Raw genomic sequence first — 13,102 nt, 5'->3', positions numbered from 1 at the left:
TGCTACAGCTTCCTGAAATATCCGTTGATGAACATACCCTTGTCCATCAAGGACGAGACCCCCAGAAATCCTTTCAAGGCGAGCGACGGCACCGGTGACAACGCCCCGAACCTTTTCTTGAATTTTCGATAGTCGAATCTGCTCACCGTCTCGAACTTCATGGCCTGAAAGCCGCGGCTTGCGAACGCCTCGTCCAGACTCTTCACGGTAAAATAATTCAGGTGCTCCGGCGGCGAAATGAACATGTCGCCCTTGCCCTGAAGCATCGAGAGGTAGGAACGGAAATGCGGGATGGCGATCGCGCAGACCCCGTTCTTCCTGAGCAAGACATGCAGACTTCCGATCGGATCGGCATCCATCGGCAAGTGCTCGAGAACTTGCGACAGCAGGATCGCGTCGTAGCTCCCTGAATTCCTCCGCGCGAAATCCGCGTCGAACGGCTCTGCCTTCGGCTCGAAGCCAGTCATTCGAGCATGGATCTTCCGCGACGCCTCGCCGAGCTCGATTGCGTCGACGGAGAAGCCAGCGTCCAGCAGCGCCCTGGAAAAGAAGCCGTAGCCGCTGCCGACGTCCAGCGCTCTGGTCCCCGGCGCCAGGCTCTTCAGAGTCTCGGCCATCCGCTTTGCATCAACCGTCGAGTTCGGAAACTCGACTTCTTCCTGGACGGCCTGCTTGTACTGATCCAGCGGGTCGTCGGCGCGAAGGCTGAGCTCCAGGGCGCTCTGCGGGCTCGTGTAGAATTCGTGCAGCTCCTGCTCACTCGGCACAGGAAAGACAAAGGCGCCGCCGCAGTTCGAGCACCTGAAAAGCGGATAAGGCCGGTTGTTGTGCTTGGACCGCTTGGAGAACCAGTATTCGGGTTGAGGGTGCCGGCAGAACAGACAATCGTCAGGGAGGTCCGAACGATCGATCTTGCCGTGCGATGATTGCTGCGAGAGCATGCGTTCAATTCCCAATTGCGAACCGTCTGGCTTGATCAGGCCGGCCTGGCCGCGAAGATGTGCGATGCGTCAGTCCAGCTCAATTTGAATCCGCTGCGCTTGAGGGTTTCCTCGATGCGCTTTGGATCGTCGGCCCGCCCGCTGCGGTCGAGAATGCCGAAATGCACCTCGACGAAGACGTTGCGCAGGCGCTTGTTGGCAAGCGCTCCCTGAAGCCCCTTCAGCACCGACAGTTCGTGCCCTTCGACGTCGACCTTGATGATATCGGGGAGTTCGACCCTTCCGCCTTGAATGGCGTCATCTCCTGTCAGCAACTCCACCTCGACGGCGCCCTTGGGAACGGACTCGCCGGGCTGGAGCACCCGCGATGTCGTGCCGTCGCCGCCATCCCCCAGAAATGTCCTGTGCTCGGTCCTGTCCGACAAGCCGAACGGGCGGATCTCGACATTCGGCCGCTCGCCGCAAGCGGATCGCAGCCTGGGCAGGTTCATCGCGTCGGGCTCGAATGCGAAGACCTTGCCGGAGGGGCCGACCCAGTCCGCGAAGCTTGCCGTGTAGAGCCCGACATTGGCGCCGACGTCCCATACGACGTCACCCTGCCGACAGGCCAGCATGAGCTGCTTCGAAAACGGACTTTCGTAATCCCTGGTGAAGCGGCCGAGCATCCGCGGCACGCCGGCGGCACGCGCCACGCGCCGGAGCTGAAGGACATACCTATTGGACATCAACGACACGGCCGTCTCCCAACCAAATGCGCCGCGCAGGCTCATAACAGAACCCGGGACAGATGCAACGTAGCGCGCGCACTTGTTATGTTATTGCCGTCTCGTTCGACGCCTTCGTCATCTCTCTGTCGTCTGCGCGGCGAGAAATCATCGCGTGTCACAGTCCTGTGCAATTGACGCCGTACAGGACGGGGTCGGCTCGGCGGCCGAACCTCCGGACAGACGCTGTTTGACCAATGCGTGACGAAGCCCAGATCCTTGATCGCGCCCTCTCCCTGCATAACAAGGGAGATATCACCGGTGCTGCCAAGCTGTATCAACGCATCATCAGGACCAATCCCGGCAATCTCCACGCCGTGCATTTCCTCGGCCTCGTCGAGGCTGCGTCGGGAAACATCGCGCGCGCCAAGCTGCTGATGCAGCGGTCGCTGCAGGCAAAGCCGGCCAATCCGCAGTTCTTCGAGAATTACGCCGCCGTGCTGCATCGGGCCGGCGAGCATGACGAGCTGATCCGCCTATGTCAGCACGGCCTGCAATTGTCGCCTGATAGCCTCGAGCTCCTGCACGCCGCCTCCGCCGGCTATCTCGCGCTCGGCCGCTTCGCCGAGGCGATCGAGCGGCTGACGCGGCTCGTGGCGCATCATCCCGGTCATTTTCCGGCACACTTCATGCTCGGCTCGGCGCTGGCCAAGACCCAGCAATACGAGCCTGCCCTCGCTGCCTATGAGCGCGCGTTACGCTTGCGGCCGGAGCTCGCTGAAGCTCATCTCGATATCGGCACCATCCATTTCACGAATGGCCGCCATGGCGAAGCGCTCCTGTCCTACGACCGCGCGCGCGCGCTCCGGCCCGATCTCGCCGAAGCTTCGCTCGGCCGTTGCTATGCGCTGATCCAGCTTGGCCGGCGCGAGGATGCGCTCGCCGCGGCGGACGAGGCGCTGAGGCTTCGAGCCGATCTCGCCGAGGCCTGGGTCGCCCGCGGCAACGCGCTGCTCGATCTCGATCGCCGGGAGGACGCCGAAGCCGCCTACGACCGCGCGCTGGCGATCCGGCCGGAATTCGCCGCCGGCTGGAGCGGCAAGGGTAACGTCTTGCTTCGTTGCGGGCGCCAGCAGGATGCCGGGACTGCATTCGACCGTGCCATCGCCGCGGATGCCGATTTCGCCGAGGCATGGCTCGGCCGCGGGACCCTTGCACTGTCCCTCGGCCGTCACGTCGATGCTCTTGCCGCGCTCGACCGGGCGACAGCTCTCAACCCGAACCTTGCGAGCGCTTGGCTGGCCAAGGGCCAGGTCGCCTATCTCGAGAAGCGTTACGACGATGCGCTCGCCGCCTGGAACCGGACACTCGCGCTCAATCCGGATCAACCTTCAGTCGCGGCCGCGTGCCTGCGGGTGAGGATGCACCTCTGCGATTGGTCCGGCTTCGAGGCGGCCTGCACCTCGCTGCGGACCTCGGTCCAGAGCGGCAAGATCATCTCGCCCTTCATGTTCGTCGCGGTGCCGTCCACACCGGCCGAGCAGCTTCGATGCGCTCGCACGTGGATCGGGCACAATTTCCGCAACACCGCTCCGGCCATTCGAAGCAGCTACGGCCACGGCCGCATCCGGCTGGCCTATCTCTCCGCCGACTTCCACCAGCACGCGACATCGCAACTGATGGCTGGTGTGTTCGAACATCATGACAGGGCGCGCTTCGAGGTCACCGCGATCTCGATCGGGCCCAATGACGGCTCGGACATGCGTCGGCGGATCGAGGCCGCCTTCGACCGCTTTGTCGATGCCAAACCGCGTGGCGACGCCGAGGTTGCCGAGCTCGCGAGAAGCCTCCAGATCGATATCCTGGTCGACCTGAAGGGATTCACCCAGGATGCCCGCACCGCCATCCTGGCGATGCGCCCCGCTCCGATCCAGGTCAACTATCTCGGCTTCCCCGGCACCATCGGCGCCGACTTCATGGACTACGTCATCGCCGACCGGCACGTCATTCCCGAGCACGACGTCTCGGCCTATGCGGAAAAGGTCGTCTGGCTTCCCGAGAGTTATCAGGCCAACGATCGCAACCGCGCCGTCGCGGATGTGCCGGCCGTTCGCGCCGCGCACGGTCTTGCCGACGACGCCTTCGTCTTCTGCTGCTTCAACGACAACTACAAGATCACGCCGTACGTCTTCTCCTCGTGGATGCGGATCCTGACCGCCGTCGGCAACGGCGTGCTATGGCTGTTCGAGGACAATCCGGGGGCAGCGGATAATCTGCGGCGTGAGGCGGCGGCGCGCGGCATCGCGCCGCAGCGTCTGGTCTTTGCCGGCCGGCTCCCGACGCCGGAGCATCTGGCGCGGCATCGCTGTGCCGATCTCTTCCTCGATACGCTTCCCTATGGCGCTCACACCACGGCGAGTGATGCGCTCTGGACCTGCCTGCCCGTACTCACCTGCCTGGGTGACACATTCGCCGGCCGCGTCGGCGCGAGCTTGCTGCACGCCATGGGCCTGCCGGAGCTCGTGACGACGACGCCGGCCGCCTACGAACGATTGGCAATCGACCTCGCCCACGATCCTCACAGGCTCGCAACCCTCAGGGCAAAGCTCGCCCTCAATCGGTTGCGGGCGCCCCTGTACGACACCGCGCGATACACGCGCGACCTCGAGGCAGCCTACGCCGCCATGATGGAGCGGCATCTGGCGGGACTGCCGCCGGACCATATCCGGGTGCCGGGAGCGGCCGAATGCCCATGAGCGCCGCCTCCACCACAGGCGTCCGCACCGGGACGATGGCGATCCTGATGTCGTTCTGGGCATGGTGCGGCCTGCTTTGCTTTCCCATGATCGGCCTGACCGAGGACTATCTGGATGCACCGACCGCGTTCGGATCAGGCGGCGCCGTTCTGATCGGGCAGACCGCCGGGCTGATCCTGTTCCTGACGGCCGTGACCCTGGTGCGCCCGTTCCAGCTTCTCGCCAGCCTGACGCGACTGAGCCTCGCGCAGGCTGCCATCGTCGTCATCATCTATCTCTCGCTCGGGCTGCAATTGCAGGGCGACGAAGGAGCGACCTTCATCGGCATCTTCTACACCGGCCTGCTGATGATGACGGCCCTGACATTGTCTGTCGTATGGACGCTGGAACCGAATGATCTGGAAAACGGCCTCGGCCTTGCCTCCATCATCTTCTGCGTGTTCGGCATCTCCGCCCTCGCCGTGCTCGGCCTGCCTGAGAACCGCAACGTGGGGGGCATTCAGCCGAACCTGTTCGCCGCACCTCTCCTGATCGCATTCATCTTCTCCCAGTTTCGCCCCGGCCTCGTCAGTCTCGCCGTCAGGATCGCGTGCTTCGCCATGGTGGCACTGGTCAGCTCGCGCTTCGCGTTGATCGGCTGCATCACCGCCCTGCTCGTCTACGAGCTGACCTACAGGCCGCTCAGCGCGTGGAAGCTCGCAGCACTGGTTCTCGTCGTGGTGTCCGGCATCATTCTCTGGCCGCAGATCGCCAGCATGCTCGCGCTCGACGATCCCAGCCGGGACGCGTCCTCGGGTTTTTCGGGGCGCGACGAATATTGGTACAGCGCGCTCTCGGCGATCACGGATCATCCGTTCGGCATCGGCTTCAAGCGCGCGACGGCCGCGGAGGCCGGTCACAACGGCTATCTGAAGACCGTCGTCGAATTCGGCGTCGTCGGCGGCGGATTGATCATCTTCCTGCTGGCCTGCACCATCGCCGCCGCAACCCTCGATGCCGTGAAATCGGCGGGAAGGACCCTGCAGGATCACCGCATTGCCTGCGCGCGCCTGGCCGGATTGGTCGCTCTCGCCTTCGGCGCCTTCTTCCAGCCGCAACTCCTCAGCCTCGGCGACGCCTTCGGCCTGTCGCTCCTGCTGCTGCTGTTCAGACCCCGGACGAAGCCAGCTCCGTACCGCACGCCGGTGACGCAGTTGCACGCTCCGGCAATGCCGGGCTGAGCGCTCACTTCGTCGGCTGCCGCTGCGCCGAGATGCCAAGCACGAGCCGCATCCTGTCGGTGCTGCTCGCGGCAGGCTGCACCACCAATTCGTCGATGAACAGGAAAGGCATGCCTGCCTCCAGATCATAGAGCAGCGGCTGAAGCGAGGCGGAGGCGAGCTCGATGTTGAACGTCGCCGAGACGAAGCCGGATTTGGCAAGCGGCCCCTGCGTGTCGACCTGCGACGACAGCGTGTTGCCGTTGACGCGTTTGGCCGCCGCGAGCACGCGCTGGAGCAGCACGGCGCTTGCGACCGAGGCCGTCTGCCCCTCGAGGAATGCGGACCCAATGGGCACGCTCACGTCGCTCCTCGCCGCGGAGCGCTGCGCCGGATGCCGGGTTTCCAGCGTCTGGAGGATCTCCGCAGCCGAGGCCGCAGCATCGCGGCTGCCGAGGATCTCGACCACGGCCTGCACCGTCGTGAATGCAAGCAGCACCACCAGTGCCGCATAGGCCGCGACCGCGGCGATCGGAAAGCGGGTGAGATAGCCCTCGAACTTCTGCACGGGGATCATGTGCCCGATCCGAATTGCGGTTTGATCCTGGTCTCGATGTGGAAACGCTCGCCGGACTCGTTGGCGGCGCGGGTCGTCGGAGCGAAGAATCCGGCGCTCGCAAACTGCGGCGACCGCTCCAGGATCTCGATCAGCGATGGCGCATCATGGGTGAGGCCCGTGATTTGGAGCTTGTCGCCCTCGATCCGCAGTTCGGTCGCATAGGTATGGTCGGGCAGGATGCCGGACAGCTCTTCCAGCACCATCACGGCCGACGGCATCGTCTGCTTGCGGCGCGCCAGAAGTTCGATCGCCGAACCGCCCGGGCCACCCTGGCTGCCGCGCGCGATTGCGCGCCGCTCGGCGATCCGGCGCTGGATCTGCTGCTGCTCGGTATCGTAGAAATCGGTCACGATCCCGCCAAGGCCGATCGAGAGCATCGCCGGAACGCCTGCGATCGCGAGCACCGCGATCAGCGCGAAGCGGAGGCGGCTTGATCCTGTCTGCCCACCGACGCGCTGATGATGGACGGCGATGCGCTCCATCCCGTGCGTCGCCGTCGAGATATCGACCGCCGCAGCGCCGAGATCGAGGAAGGCTTGCGACAGCGACGTCACGGCGGGACGCGCCGTCGCCACCACCATCAGTTCGACATGGTCGTCGGCGATCGGCTGTGGCGGCGTCCAGTGAAATATCGCCTCCGCCGGGCTCCAGGGCGTCAACCGGTCGATCTGGGCGCGGATGATGCCGTCCAGGAATTCGACCGCTCGGCCCGGCAGTTCCAGCGGGCGAAACACGAAGCGCGAGGGACGAAGCGCGAGGTCGACGATCGCCCCCTTCATCGCCGCGGACCATTCCGTCGACAGCGGCGCACTGATCGCACCGTCGACGATGCCGATGCGGATCGGCGCCAGATCGGCATCCTTGCCCGTCTTCAAGACGAGGCGCAACGTGAGAGCGCCCTCCTCATCCTCGCTGATCGCGATCTGTCGCGCGCCGCGCGCGCGCTCAAGCCGCGCGCTCACCGTGTTTGCAACGCTGTCGATCCACAGCGACAGCGCGGCTGCGATTTGACCGGGAATGCTCATCTTACCTCTCGCGGCCGTGGCCGCCCTCCCCGCTCCGGATCGACCTCGTCCGTCCACGCCAGCACGCGGAAGGCTTCCTTTTCGCCCGGCCCCGAAATCTGGATCACCGCCTCCGGCATGCGCTGCCGGCCATCCGGCAGCGTGATCCGCATGCGCACGCGAAAAGCGTCGCTTGCGGATATCGTCGCGCCCGGCTGCCGGCCGCCGAGCGCGCCGATGACGAACTCCGGATTGTCGGGCGGCAGATCCGCGCGCTGATTGAGGAAGGCATCGAGCCTTGCCGGGCTCATGTCCGGCAACGCAGCGATCACTTCCGGCGCGGCATCGAGCACATTGACCTCCGCCATGCCGCTATAGACGGTAACGAACGGCATCGCGCGTTCGACCAGCGCGACCGGCAGGCCGAGCACCAGCCATATTTCGTCAGCGCTGGTCAATGGGGCCTGCCGCGGCGCGTAAGCGAGGCCCGCCGCATTGTAAGCCGCCAACTCTGCATTCTGCCGGTCCGATCGCGGTGGGCGACGCCACGCGATGACGCGCGCGGCATAGTCGTCCGCTGCGTCAGCCGGCGCGCCCAGCGCCCTTAACAGGCCGGAGATCATCGCGCGCGGCGCCAGGTTGAGATTGATCCGCGCCGATTCCGACATGTATTCGACGCGCACGGACGCACCCGCGAGGCGAAAGCCGAATCCGCCATGGCTCGGACGGCGCACCGTCGCGGGCGCCGACAATTGATAGGCGGCGAGCTCGACTCCGGCCGAGCTCAGCATCTCCCATTGCGTCGCGGCGTCCAGGGCCGAGAGCGCTGTGGCCGATTGCGCGATGTAGACCGACGCGACGGTCGCGAGTGCAGCAAGCCCCGCGAGCAGCCACAACGTCGCGACGACGATGAAGCCGTCCTGTGCCGCAAGCCTGCGCCGGAGTCGAGAGGCCGGACTGGTCATCATGTCGGCCCGTCCTCGGATTGCGACTGCGTCGCGTCCTGCTGAACCGACGGATCTGGCCGCGGGGCACCTCTCTCGACATGGACCCGTGCCGCGCTCGAAATCACGGTCCCGCGCTCGACGTCCCTGATGTCGAACCGGACCGAGGTCGGCAACTCGCTTGTCTCGAGCCAGCGGCCGCCCCATTTGGCGTCGAGGCCGGCATAGGCAAAGCTGATGCGATAGGGCATGCGCAGCAGCACGACGGGATCGGCGAACTGGATCTGGTCCGCCCGGGGATCTCCGGCCTGCAGCAGCACGAAGGGCGCGCGCATGCGGACCAGCGCCGCGCCGCGACTGTCGCTGATCTCCGCGATGCGGACGATCTCCAGTCCCGGGCGGCCGTTCGGACCGAGCACGGAGCGAACGAACATCACGCTTTGCTCCGAGCCGCGAAACAGCGGCAGATTGTCCGACCGCGTCACATAGTCTGCCGCCGACAGATCGGCCGTGAGCCGGTCGAGCGCGACCGCGACCTGCTCGTTGCGCTGGGCGCGGATGATGCCGCGATTCCAGCTCGGCAGCCATTGCCCGGTGACCGAGGCCAGTGCGCCCATGATCAGCCCCATCAGCGCCAGGGCTACCAGCGCCTCAAACAACGTGAAGCCGTCTTCAGCGTGCCATTTGGTGTGATTCATTGGCTCCCGCCCCTGCTCTGCAGGCGGATCGTCTCGAACGACACGATGGCCCCGCCGGGCGCCTGCACGCGCAGCTCGACGCGCTGCAGGACGAACCGCGACTCCGGTACCACAGGCACATCGTCCGTGAACGGCGTCATGCGCATCTGCCAGCGATGGCCTGCGACCCGTCCGCGCAAATCGGCGGGCATCGGCTCGCCCGCGCGCGGCAGGGTCGAGACGACGACGCGCGCCGCATTGACCAGCGCAGCGTGCTGCTCGAGTTTCCAGGCGCCGCGCGAATTGGTTGCGACCAGCGTTCCGATGGCGGCCAGCACGATCGTCACCAGCGCGAGCGCCACGACGGCCTCGATCATGGTGAAGCCGGCCTCGCCCCGGCGGCTAGAGGACGTCTTGCGCGACAATGTCCACGCCTCCCGTCAGCCAGTTCACGCGTACTTCCACGGCGTTGCCGAGCCGCGTCAGCCGGATCGTGCCGCCGCAGGACATGCCGCTGGCAAAGAAGCTGATGGTCGAGAGCGCCGGCCGGCCATTGCAGCGCTGCGGCAACAGCGCATCGAACACCACGTCCTCTGGCACCCGGACCACCCACGGCCCCGATCCCGACCGCACGGTGCGCGACCGCGCGTCGACAACGGCGTTGACCGCGCCATAGAGCGACAGCGCGGCGCTGCGGTCGGCCTTGAGCAGGGCCGCGACCTCGATCGCATACGCCTCCAGCCGCGGCCGCGACGTCGCCGACGGAAAGCGCGGCAGCAGCACAGCGGCGAGCATCGCGACGATGGCGAGCACGCAGACCATTTCGAGCAGGGTGAAGCCGGCTTCGCCGGTATCAGTTCTGTCCGGAGGTGAGATCGGCCGATGTCCCCGTGCCGCCTTCCTGCCCGTCGGAGCCGAGCGAGCGGATTTCGTAGGGCGCGCGTTCTGCGGGCTGCTTGTAGACATAGGGATTGCCCCACGGGTCGTTGGGAACATTGCCGCCCTTCAGGTAAGGGCCATTCCAGGACGCCACGCCGCTGATCGGATGAGCGAGCGCACCCAGTCCCTCCGAGCTGCTCGGGAAGCGGCCGGCGTCGAGGTAGAAGAGATCGAGCGCGCTACTGAAGCTCTGGATCTGGATCTTGGCGGCCTTGACGCGGGACTCGCTGAGATAGTTGAGCACCCGCGGACCGACCAGCGCCATGATCATGCCAATGATGGTGATGACGACCAGCATCTCCACCAGCGTGAACCCCTCCTCGCCGCGTCGGCGGCGGCGCCGCCTCGGCGGAGCGAACAGGGCCTTCCCTGGCAAGCGGATCATGTGAACACTCCCCTTCTCAACCGACGACTTGCGTCACTGACAGCAGCGCCGTCATGACCGATACGATCAGACCGCCGACCACGACACTGATCAGGATGATGGCGGCGGGCCCGATGATGGCGACGACGCGATCGAGCTGCCGCTGCAGCTTCTCCTCGTAGAACTCCGCGACCCGGCCCGACAGCGTCGGCAGCTGCCCGGTCTCCTCGCCGAGCCGCAGCATCCGCACCGCGACCGGTGGCAGCACGGCCGAGGCGGTCAGCGCCTCGGCGAGCCTGCCGCCGTGGCGCACGCGATCGGCCATCGCCGCCCAGGCCGGCGCGTTGCCGGTCGCGGTCATGATGTCGATCAGGATGCGCAGCGTCGCCGTCAGCGTCACGCCGCTGCCGAGCAGGATGCCGAGGTTGCGCGAGAACAGCGCGGCGCGATGGAATTCGACCACGGTCGAGATGACGGGCAGCCGTGCGATCTGGGTCACGATACCAGCGCGAATGGACGGCCTGCGCCAGGCCAGCCAGCCGCCGATGACGGCGATGGCGACCGCGGCGCCGACCTCGAAGCCGTGGCCGCGCAGGATGTCCGACAACGTGAGGAACACTTCGATGACCGGATCGGTCTTCGCGTTGAAGTCGCGCAGCACCGCGGAAAACTGCGGCAGCACGAACGTCACGAAGAAGATCAGCACGCCGCCGGCCGCGAGCAGCACGAAGGCCGGATATTGCAACGCGCCGGTAACCTTGCGGCGCAGCGCCTCGGCCCGCGTGCGTTCGGTCCCGATCGTCTCCAGGATGTGGTCCAGCCCGCCCGACAGCTCGCCGACCCTCACCAGGGCAATATACATCGGCGGGAACAGAGTCGGCTCGCGCGCGAGCGCCTCGGCAAAGCTTTCGCCGGACAGGATCGCGGTCTTGATATTATTGACGACCGGACGAAGCCGGCTGACATCCGTATCGCCGGCGAGCAGTTCCAGCGCATCATTCAGCCGGGCTCCGGCCTTGAGGAGCAGCGCAAGATCCCGGGTGAAGATCGTGACGTCAGCCGGTCCCGGCTTCGACAACGTCAGCGACGCCAGCGAGAGCGACCAGCCCCTGGCTTCCTCCTCGGGGCCGGCATCGATCGCAACGAGGCCGAGATATTCGATGCGCTGGGCCACCTCGGCAAGGTTGGCTGCCGTGATCGATCCGGAGACCACCTCTCCCTTCTGCGTCAGCGCGCGATAGCGAAAGTTCGGCATCCCGTCACCGCACGGTGGTCACGCGAAGGATCTCCGCGGCCGAGGTCATGCCCGACAGGCACTTGGCGAGGCCGTCCTCGATCATCGTCGTCATGCCGTTGCGGATGGCGACCTTGTCGATGGACTCCCAGTCGGACTGCTCCTCGACCAGCGCGCGGACCTCCTCGTTCATTTCCAGCACTTCGAACACGCCGATACGGCCGCGATAGCCGACATTGCCGCAGCGCTCGCAGCCGACGGGTTCGAAGATCACATTGCCGACGGGCAGGCCGACCGCCGTATAACGCGGATCGGCCTCGACGTCGGCATGGGTCAGCGGCCGGCTGCTCTTGCAGCGGTCGCAGAGCTGGCGCACCAGGCGCTGCGCGATTACCGCGCGCAAGGTCGAGCGCAGCAGAAAGGCTTCGACGCCAAGATCGAGCAGACGCGGCACGGCGGCGGCCGCCGTCTCGGTGTGCAGCGTGGTCAGCACGAGATGGCCGGTGAGCGCGGCGTGCACGGCGACATGGGCCGTCTCGGAGTCGCGGACCTCGCCGACCATGATCACGTCGGGGTCCTGGCGCACGAAGGAGCGCAGCGCGGTCGCAAAGGTCAGGCCGATCGAGGGCTTGGCCTGAGACTGCGAGACGCCGGGGATTTCATATTCGACGGGATCCTCGATGGTCAGGATCTTTCGGGTCGGCTCGTTGAGCAGCGACAGCACCGTTGCGAGCGTCGTGGTCTTGCCACTGCCGGTGGGGCCGGTGACGATGATCATGCCGTGCGGCAGCGCCAGCATGCGCCGCAACTTAGCTTGGTCGCCGGCCAGAAAGCCCAGCTTGTCGACCGACAGCAGCGCCCTATCGCGCGGCAACAGGCGGATGACGGCGGATTCGCCATATTGTGTCGGCATGATCGCGACACGCACGTCGAGTTCCGATCGCGCTGCCCGCACCCGCGCGCCACCGTCCTGCGGCAGCCGGCGCTCCGCGATGTTCAGGCCCGCCAGAATCTTGATGCGGGAGATCACCGCCGCCGGAGGAACGCCGCTCGGCGTCGCGACAACGCGCAACAGGCCGTCGACGCGCATCCGTATCACCAGCGAGGTCCGGCCCGGTTCGATGTGGATATCACTGGCGCGCAGCTCGACCGCGGTCTCGAACATGTCGTTGACGGCGCGGACCACGGGCGCGCCGCTGGCGAGGTCGCGCAGATTGTCGATATCGTCATCCTGCACCGTCGCGCTGACAGTGCTCTCGGCGCTGCTGCTCTCCTCTTCGCCGAGGCGCTGGTCGAGCGCGGTGGCGATGTCCTCGAACGACGCCACTTTGACGATGGGCGCTATTCCGAGCACGATCCCCGCCGCCTGGATGGACGCGCGGTCGGTCGGATCCGCCAGCACCAGCGTCGGCGCTCCGCCAGTCGCCTGGCAGGGAAACACGGCCATCTCGCGCAGGAACGGGCGCGAGAACTGCTGCACCCGGGACTCCGCCGCCATCATTTCCTGAAGCGTGACGCGGGGCAGCTCGAAGAACAGCGCGACTTCGTCGGCGAATTCGCTCGCCGACAATTCGCTCATCTCCCACAGCTTGCGCAGGCCGCCCTCAATCGGACCGGACCCGTTCAGCCTGCCGAGCTTGTCCGCATTCGCTTTCAGGCCCGCCTTCTGGCTGAAACGAGCTGCGAACTCGTGCGCATTCGGGGAGGCCATGAACGTCTAC

13 protein-coding genes are annotated in these 13,102 nt (G+C 66.1%); 2 read left to right on the top strand and 11 right to left on the bottom strand.

The window, feature by feature from the left end; all coding sequences use genetic code 11:
* Window positions 1-2: 2 nt before the first annotated feature.
* Entirely contained in the window at window positions 3-941 is a 939-nt protein-coding gene (locus WHZ77_RS13070) for a class I SAM-dependent methyltransferase (protein WP_375314028.1), read from the bottom strand.
* Between the two features lie 35 nt (window positions 942-976).
* Entirely contained in the window at window positions 977-1,666 is a 690-nt protein-coding gene (locus tag WHZ77_RS13065) for an FkbM family methyltransferase (protein WP_375314717.1), read from the bottom strand.
* 236 nt (window positions 1,667-1,902) lie between these two features.
* Between WHZ77_RS13065 and WHZ77_RS13060 the strand changes: the two genes are divergently transcribed.
* Together WHZ77_RS13060 and WHZ77_RS13055 are read left to right on the top strand one after the other, a co-directional pair.
* Entirely contained in the window at window positions 1,903-4,401 is a 2,499-nt protein-coding gene (locus tag WHZ77_RS13060) for a tetratricopeptide repeat protein (RefSeq protein WP_375314027.1), read from the top strand.
* Complete coding sequence (locus WHZ77_RS13055; protein ID WP_375314026.1) at window positions 4,392-5,621, top strand: O-antigen ligase family protein; 1,230 nt, start codon at window positions 4,392-4,394, stop codon at window positions 5,619-5,621. Before WHZ77_RS13060 ends, WHZ77_RS13055 begins: the two co-directional genes overlap by 10 nt.
* A gap of 4 nt (window positions 5,622-5,625) precedes the next feature.
* Here WHZ77_RS13055 and gspM read toward each other — a convergent pair whose 3' ends face one another.
* Genes gspM through WHZ77_RS13010 form a run of 9 tightly spaced genes read right to left on the bottom strand, consistent with a single transcriptional unit; the run spans window position 5,626 to window position 13,092 of the window.
* Complete coding sequence (gene gspM / locus WHZ77_RS13050; RefSeq protein ID WP_375314025.1) at window positions 5,626-6,177, bottom strand: type II secretion system protein GspM; 552 nt, start codon at window positions 6,175-6,177, stop codon at window positions 5,626-5,628.
* Window positions 6,174-7,244 carry a PilN domain-containing protein gene (locus WHZ77_RS13045; protein ID WP_375314024.1) on the bottom strand — a complete coding sequence of 357 codons (1,071 nt, stop codon included), beginning with the start codon at window positions 7,242-7,244 and terminating at the stop codon, window positions 6,174-6,176. Before WHZ77_RS13045 ends, gspM begins: the two co-directional genes overlap by 4 nt.
* On the bottom strand, window positions 7,241-8,191 hold the full coding sequence (locus WHZ77_RS13040; protein ID WP_375314023.1) for a general secretion pathway protein GspK: 951 nt from the start codon (window positions 8,189-8,191) through the stop codon (window positions 7,241-7,243). The genes WHZ77_RS13045 and WHZ77_RS13040 overlap by 4 nt, the downstream gene beginning before the upstream one ends.
* Entirely contained in the window at window positions 8,188-8,865 is a 678-nt protein-coding gene (locus WHZ77_RS13035) for a type II secretion system protein J (protein ID WP_375314022.1), read from the bottom strand. Before WHZ77_RS13035 ends, WHZ77_RS13040 begins: the two co-directional genes overlap by 4 nt.
* Window positions 8,862-9,269, bottom strand: a complete 408-nt coding sequence (locus WHZ77_RS13030) for a type II secretion system protein J (RefSeq protein WP_375314021.1) — start codon at window positions 9,267-9,269, stop codon at window positions 8,862-8,864. Before WHZ77_RS13030 ends, WHZ77_RS13035 begins: the two co-directional genes overlap by 4 nt.
* Window positions 9,247-9,666 carry a Tfp pilus assembly protein FimT/FimU gene (locus WHZ77_RS13025; protein ID WP_375314020.1) on the bottom strand — a complete coding sequence of 140 codons (420 nt, stop codon included), beginning with the start codon at window positions 9,664-9,666 and terminating at the stop codon, window positions 9,247-9,249. The genes WHZ77_RS13030 and WHZ77_RS13025 overlap by 23 nt, the downstream gene beginning before the upstream one ends.
* Window positions 9,667-9,697: 31 nt before the next feature.
* Entirely contained in the window at window positions 9,698-10,168 is a 471-nt protein-coding gene (gene gspG / locus WHZ77_RS13020) for a type II secretion system major pseudopilin GspG (RefSeq protein ID WP_151649585.1), read from the bottom strand.
* A gap of 16 nt (window positions 10,169-10,184) precedes the next feature.
* The gene (locus WHZ77_RS13015; RefSeq protein ID WP_375314019.1) at window positions 10,185-11,402 is read right to left on the bottom strand and encodes a type II secretion system F family protein; all 1,218 of its coding nucleotides are present in this window, start codon (window positions 11,400-11,402) and stop codon (window positions 10,185-10,187) included.
* 4 nt (window positions 11,403-11,406) lie between these two features.
* Window positions 11,407-13,092, bottom strand: a complete 1,686-nt coding sequence (locus tag WHZ77_RS13010; RefSeq protein ID WP_375314018.1) for a GspE/PulE family protein — start codon at window positions 13,090-13,092, stop codon at window positions 11,407-11,409.
* Between the last annotated feature and the right edge of the window lie 10 nt (window positions 13,093-13,102).

Source organism: Bradyrhizobium sp. A5, assembly GCF_042076515.1.
In the GTDB taxonomy this organism is placed as follows: domain Bacteria; phylum Pseudomonadota; class Alphaproteobacteria; order Rhizobiales; family Xanthobacteraceae; genus Bradyrhizobium; species Bradyrhizobium cosmicum.
Note: the sequence above shows the minus strand (reverse complement) of the source record. Positions and strands in the feature narration are given on the sequence as shown.

Bases quoted from the DNA above. Each gene is read 5' to 3' on its own strand.
- WHZ77_RS13070 (WP_375314028.1), bottom strand. From the start codon at position 941: ATGCTCTCGCAGCAATCATCGCACGGCAAGATCGATCGTTCGGACCTC.
- WHZ77_RS13065 (WP_375314717.1), bottom strand. From the start codon at position 1,666: ATGTCCAATAGGTATGTCCTTCAGCTCCGGCGCGTGGCGCGTGCCGCC.
- WHZ77_RS13060 (WP_375314027.1), top strand. From the start codon at position 1,903: ATGCGTGACGAAGCCCAGATCCTTGATCGCGCCCTCTCCCTGCATAAC.
- WHZ77_RS13055 (WP_375314026.1), top strand. From the start codon at position 4,392: ATGCCCATGAGCGCCGCCTCCACCACAGGCGTCCGCACCGGGACGATG.
- gspM (WP_375314025.1), bottom strand. From the start codon at position 6,177: ATGATCCCCGTGCAGAAGTTCGAGGGCTATCTCACCCGCTTTCCGATC.
- WHZ77_RS13045 (WP_375314024.1), bottom strand. From the start codon at position 7,244: ATGAGCATTCCCGGTCAAATCGCAGCCGCGCTGTCGCTGTGGATCGAC.
- WHZ77_RS13040 (WP_375314023.1), bottom strand. From the start codon at position 8,191: ATGATGACCAGTCCGGCCTCTCGACTCCGGCGCAGGCTTGCGGCACAG.
- WHZ77_RS13035 (WP_375314022.1), bottom strand. From the start codon at position 8,865: ATGAATCACACCAAATGGCACGCTGAAGACGGCTTCACGTTGTTTGAG.
- WHZ77_RS13025 (WP_375314020.1), bottom strand. From the start codon at position 9,666: ATGGTCTGCGTGCTCGCCATCGTCGCGATGCTCGCCGCTGTGCTGCTG.
- gspG (WP_151649585.1), bottom strand. From the start codon at position 10,168: ATGATCCGCTTGCCAGGGAAGGCCCTGTTCGCTCCGCCGAGGCGGCGC.
- WHZ77_RS13015 (WP_375314019.1), bottom strand. From the start codon at position 11,402: ATGCCGAACTTTCGCTATCGCGCGCTGACGCAGAAGGGAGAGGTGGTC.
- WHZ77_RS13010 (WP_375314018.1), bottom strand. From the start codon at position 13,092: ATGGCCTCCCCGAATGCGCACGAGTTCGCAGCTCGTTTCAGCCAGAAG.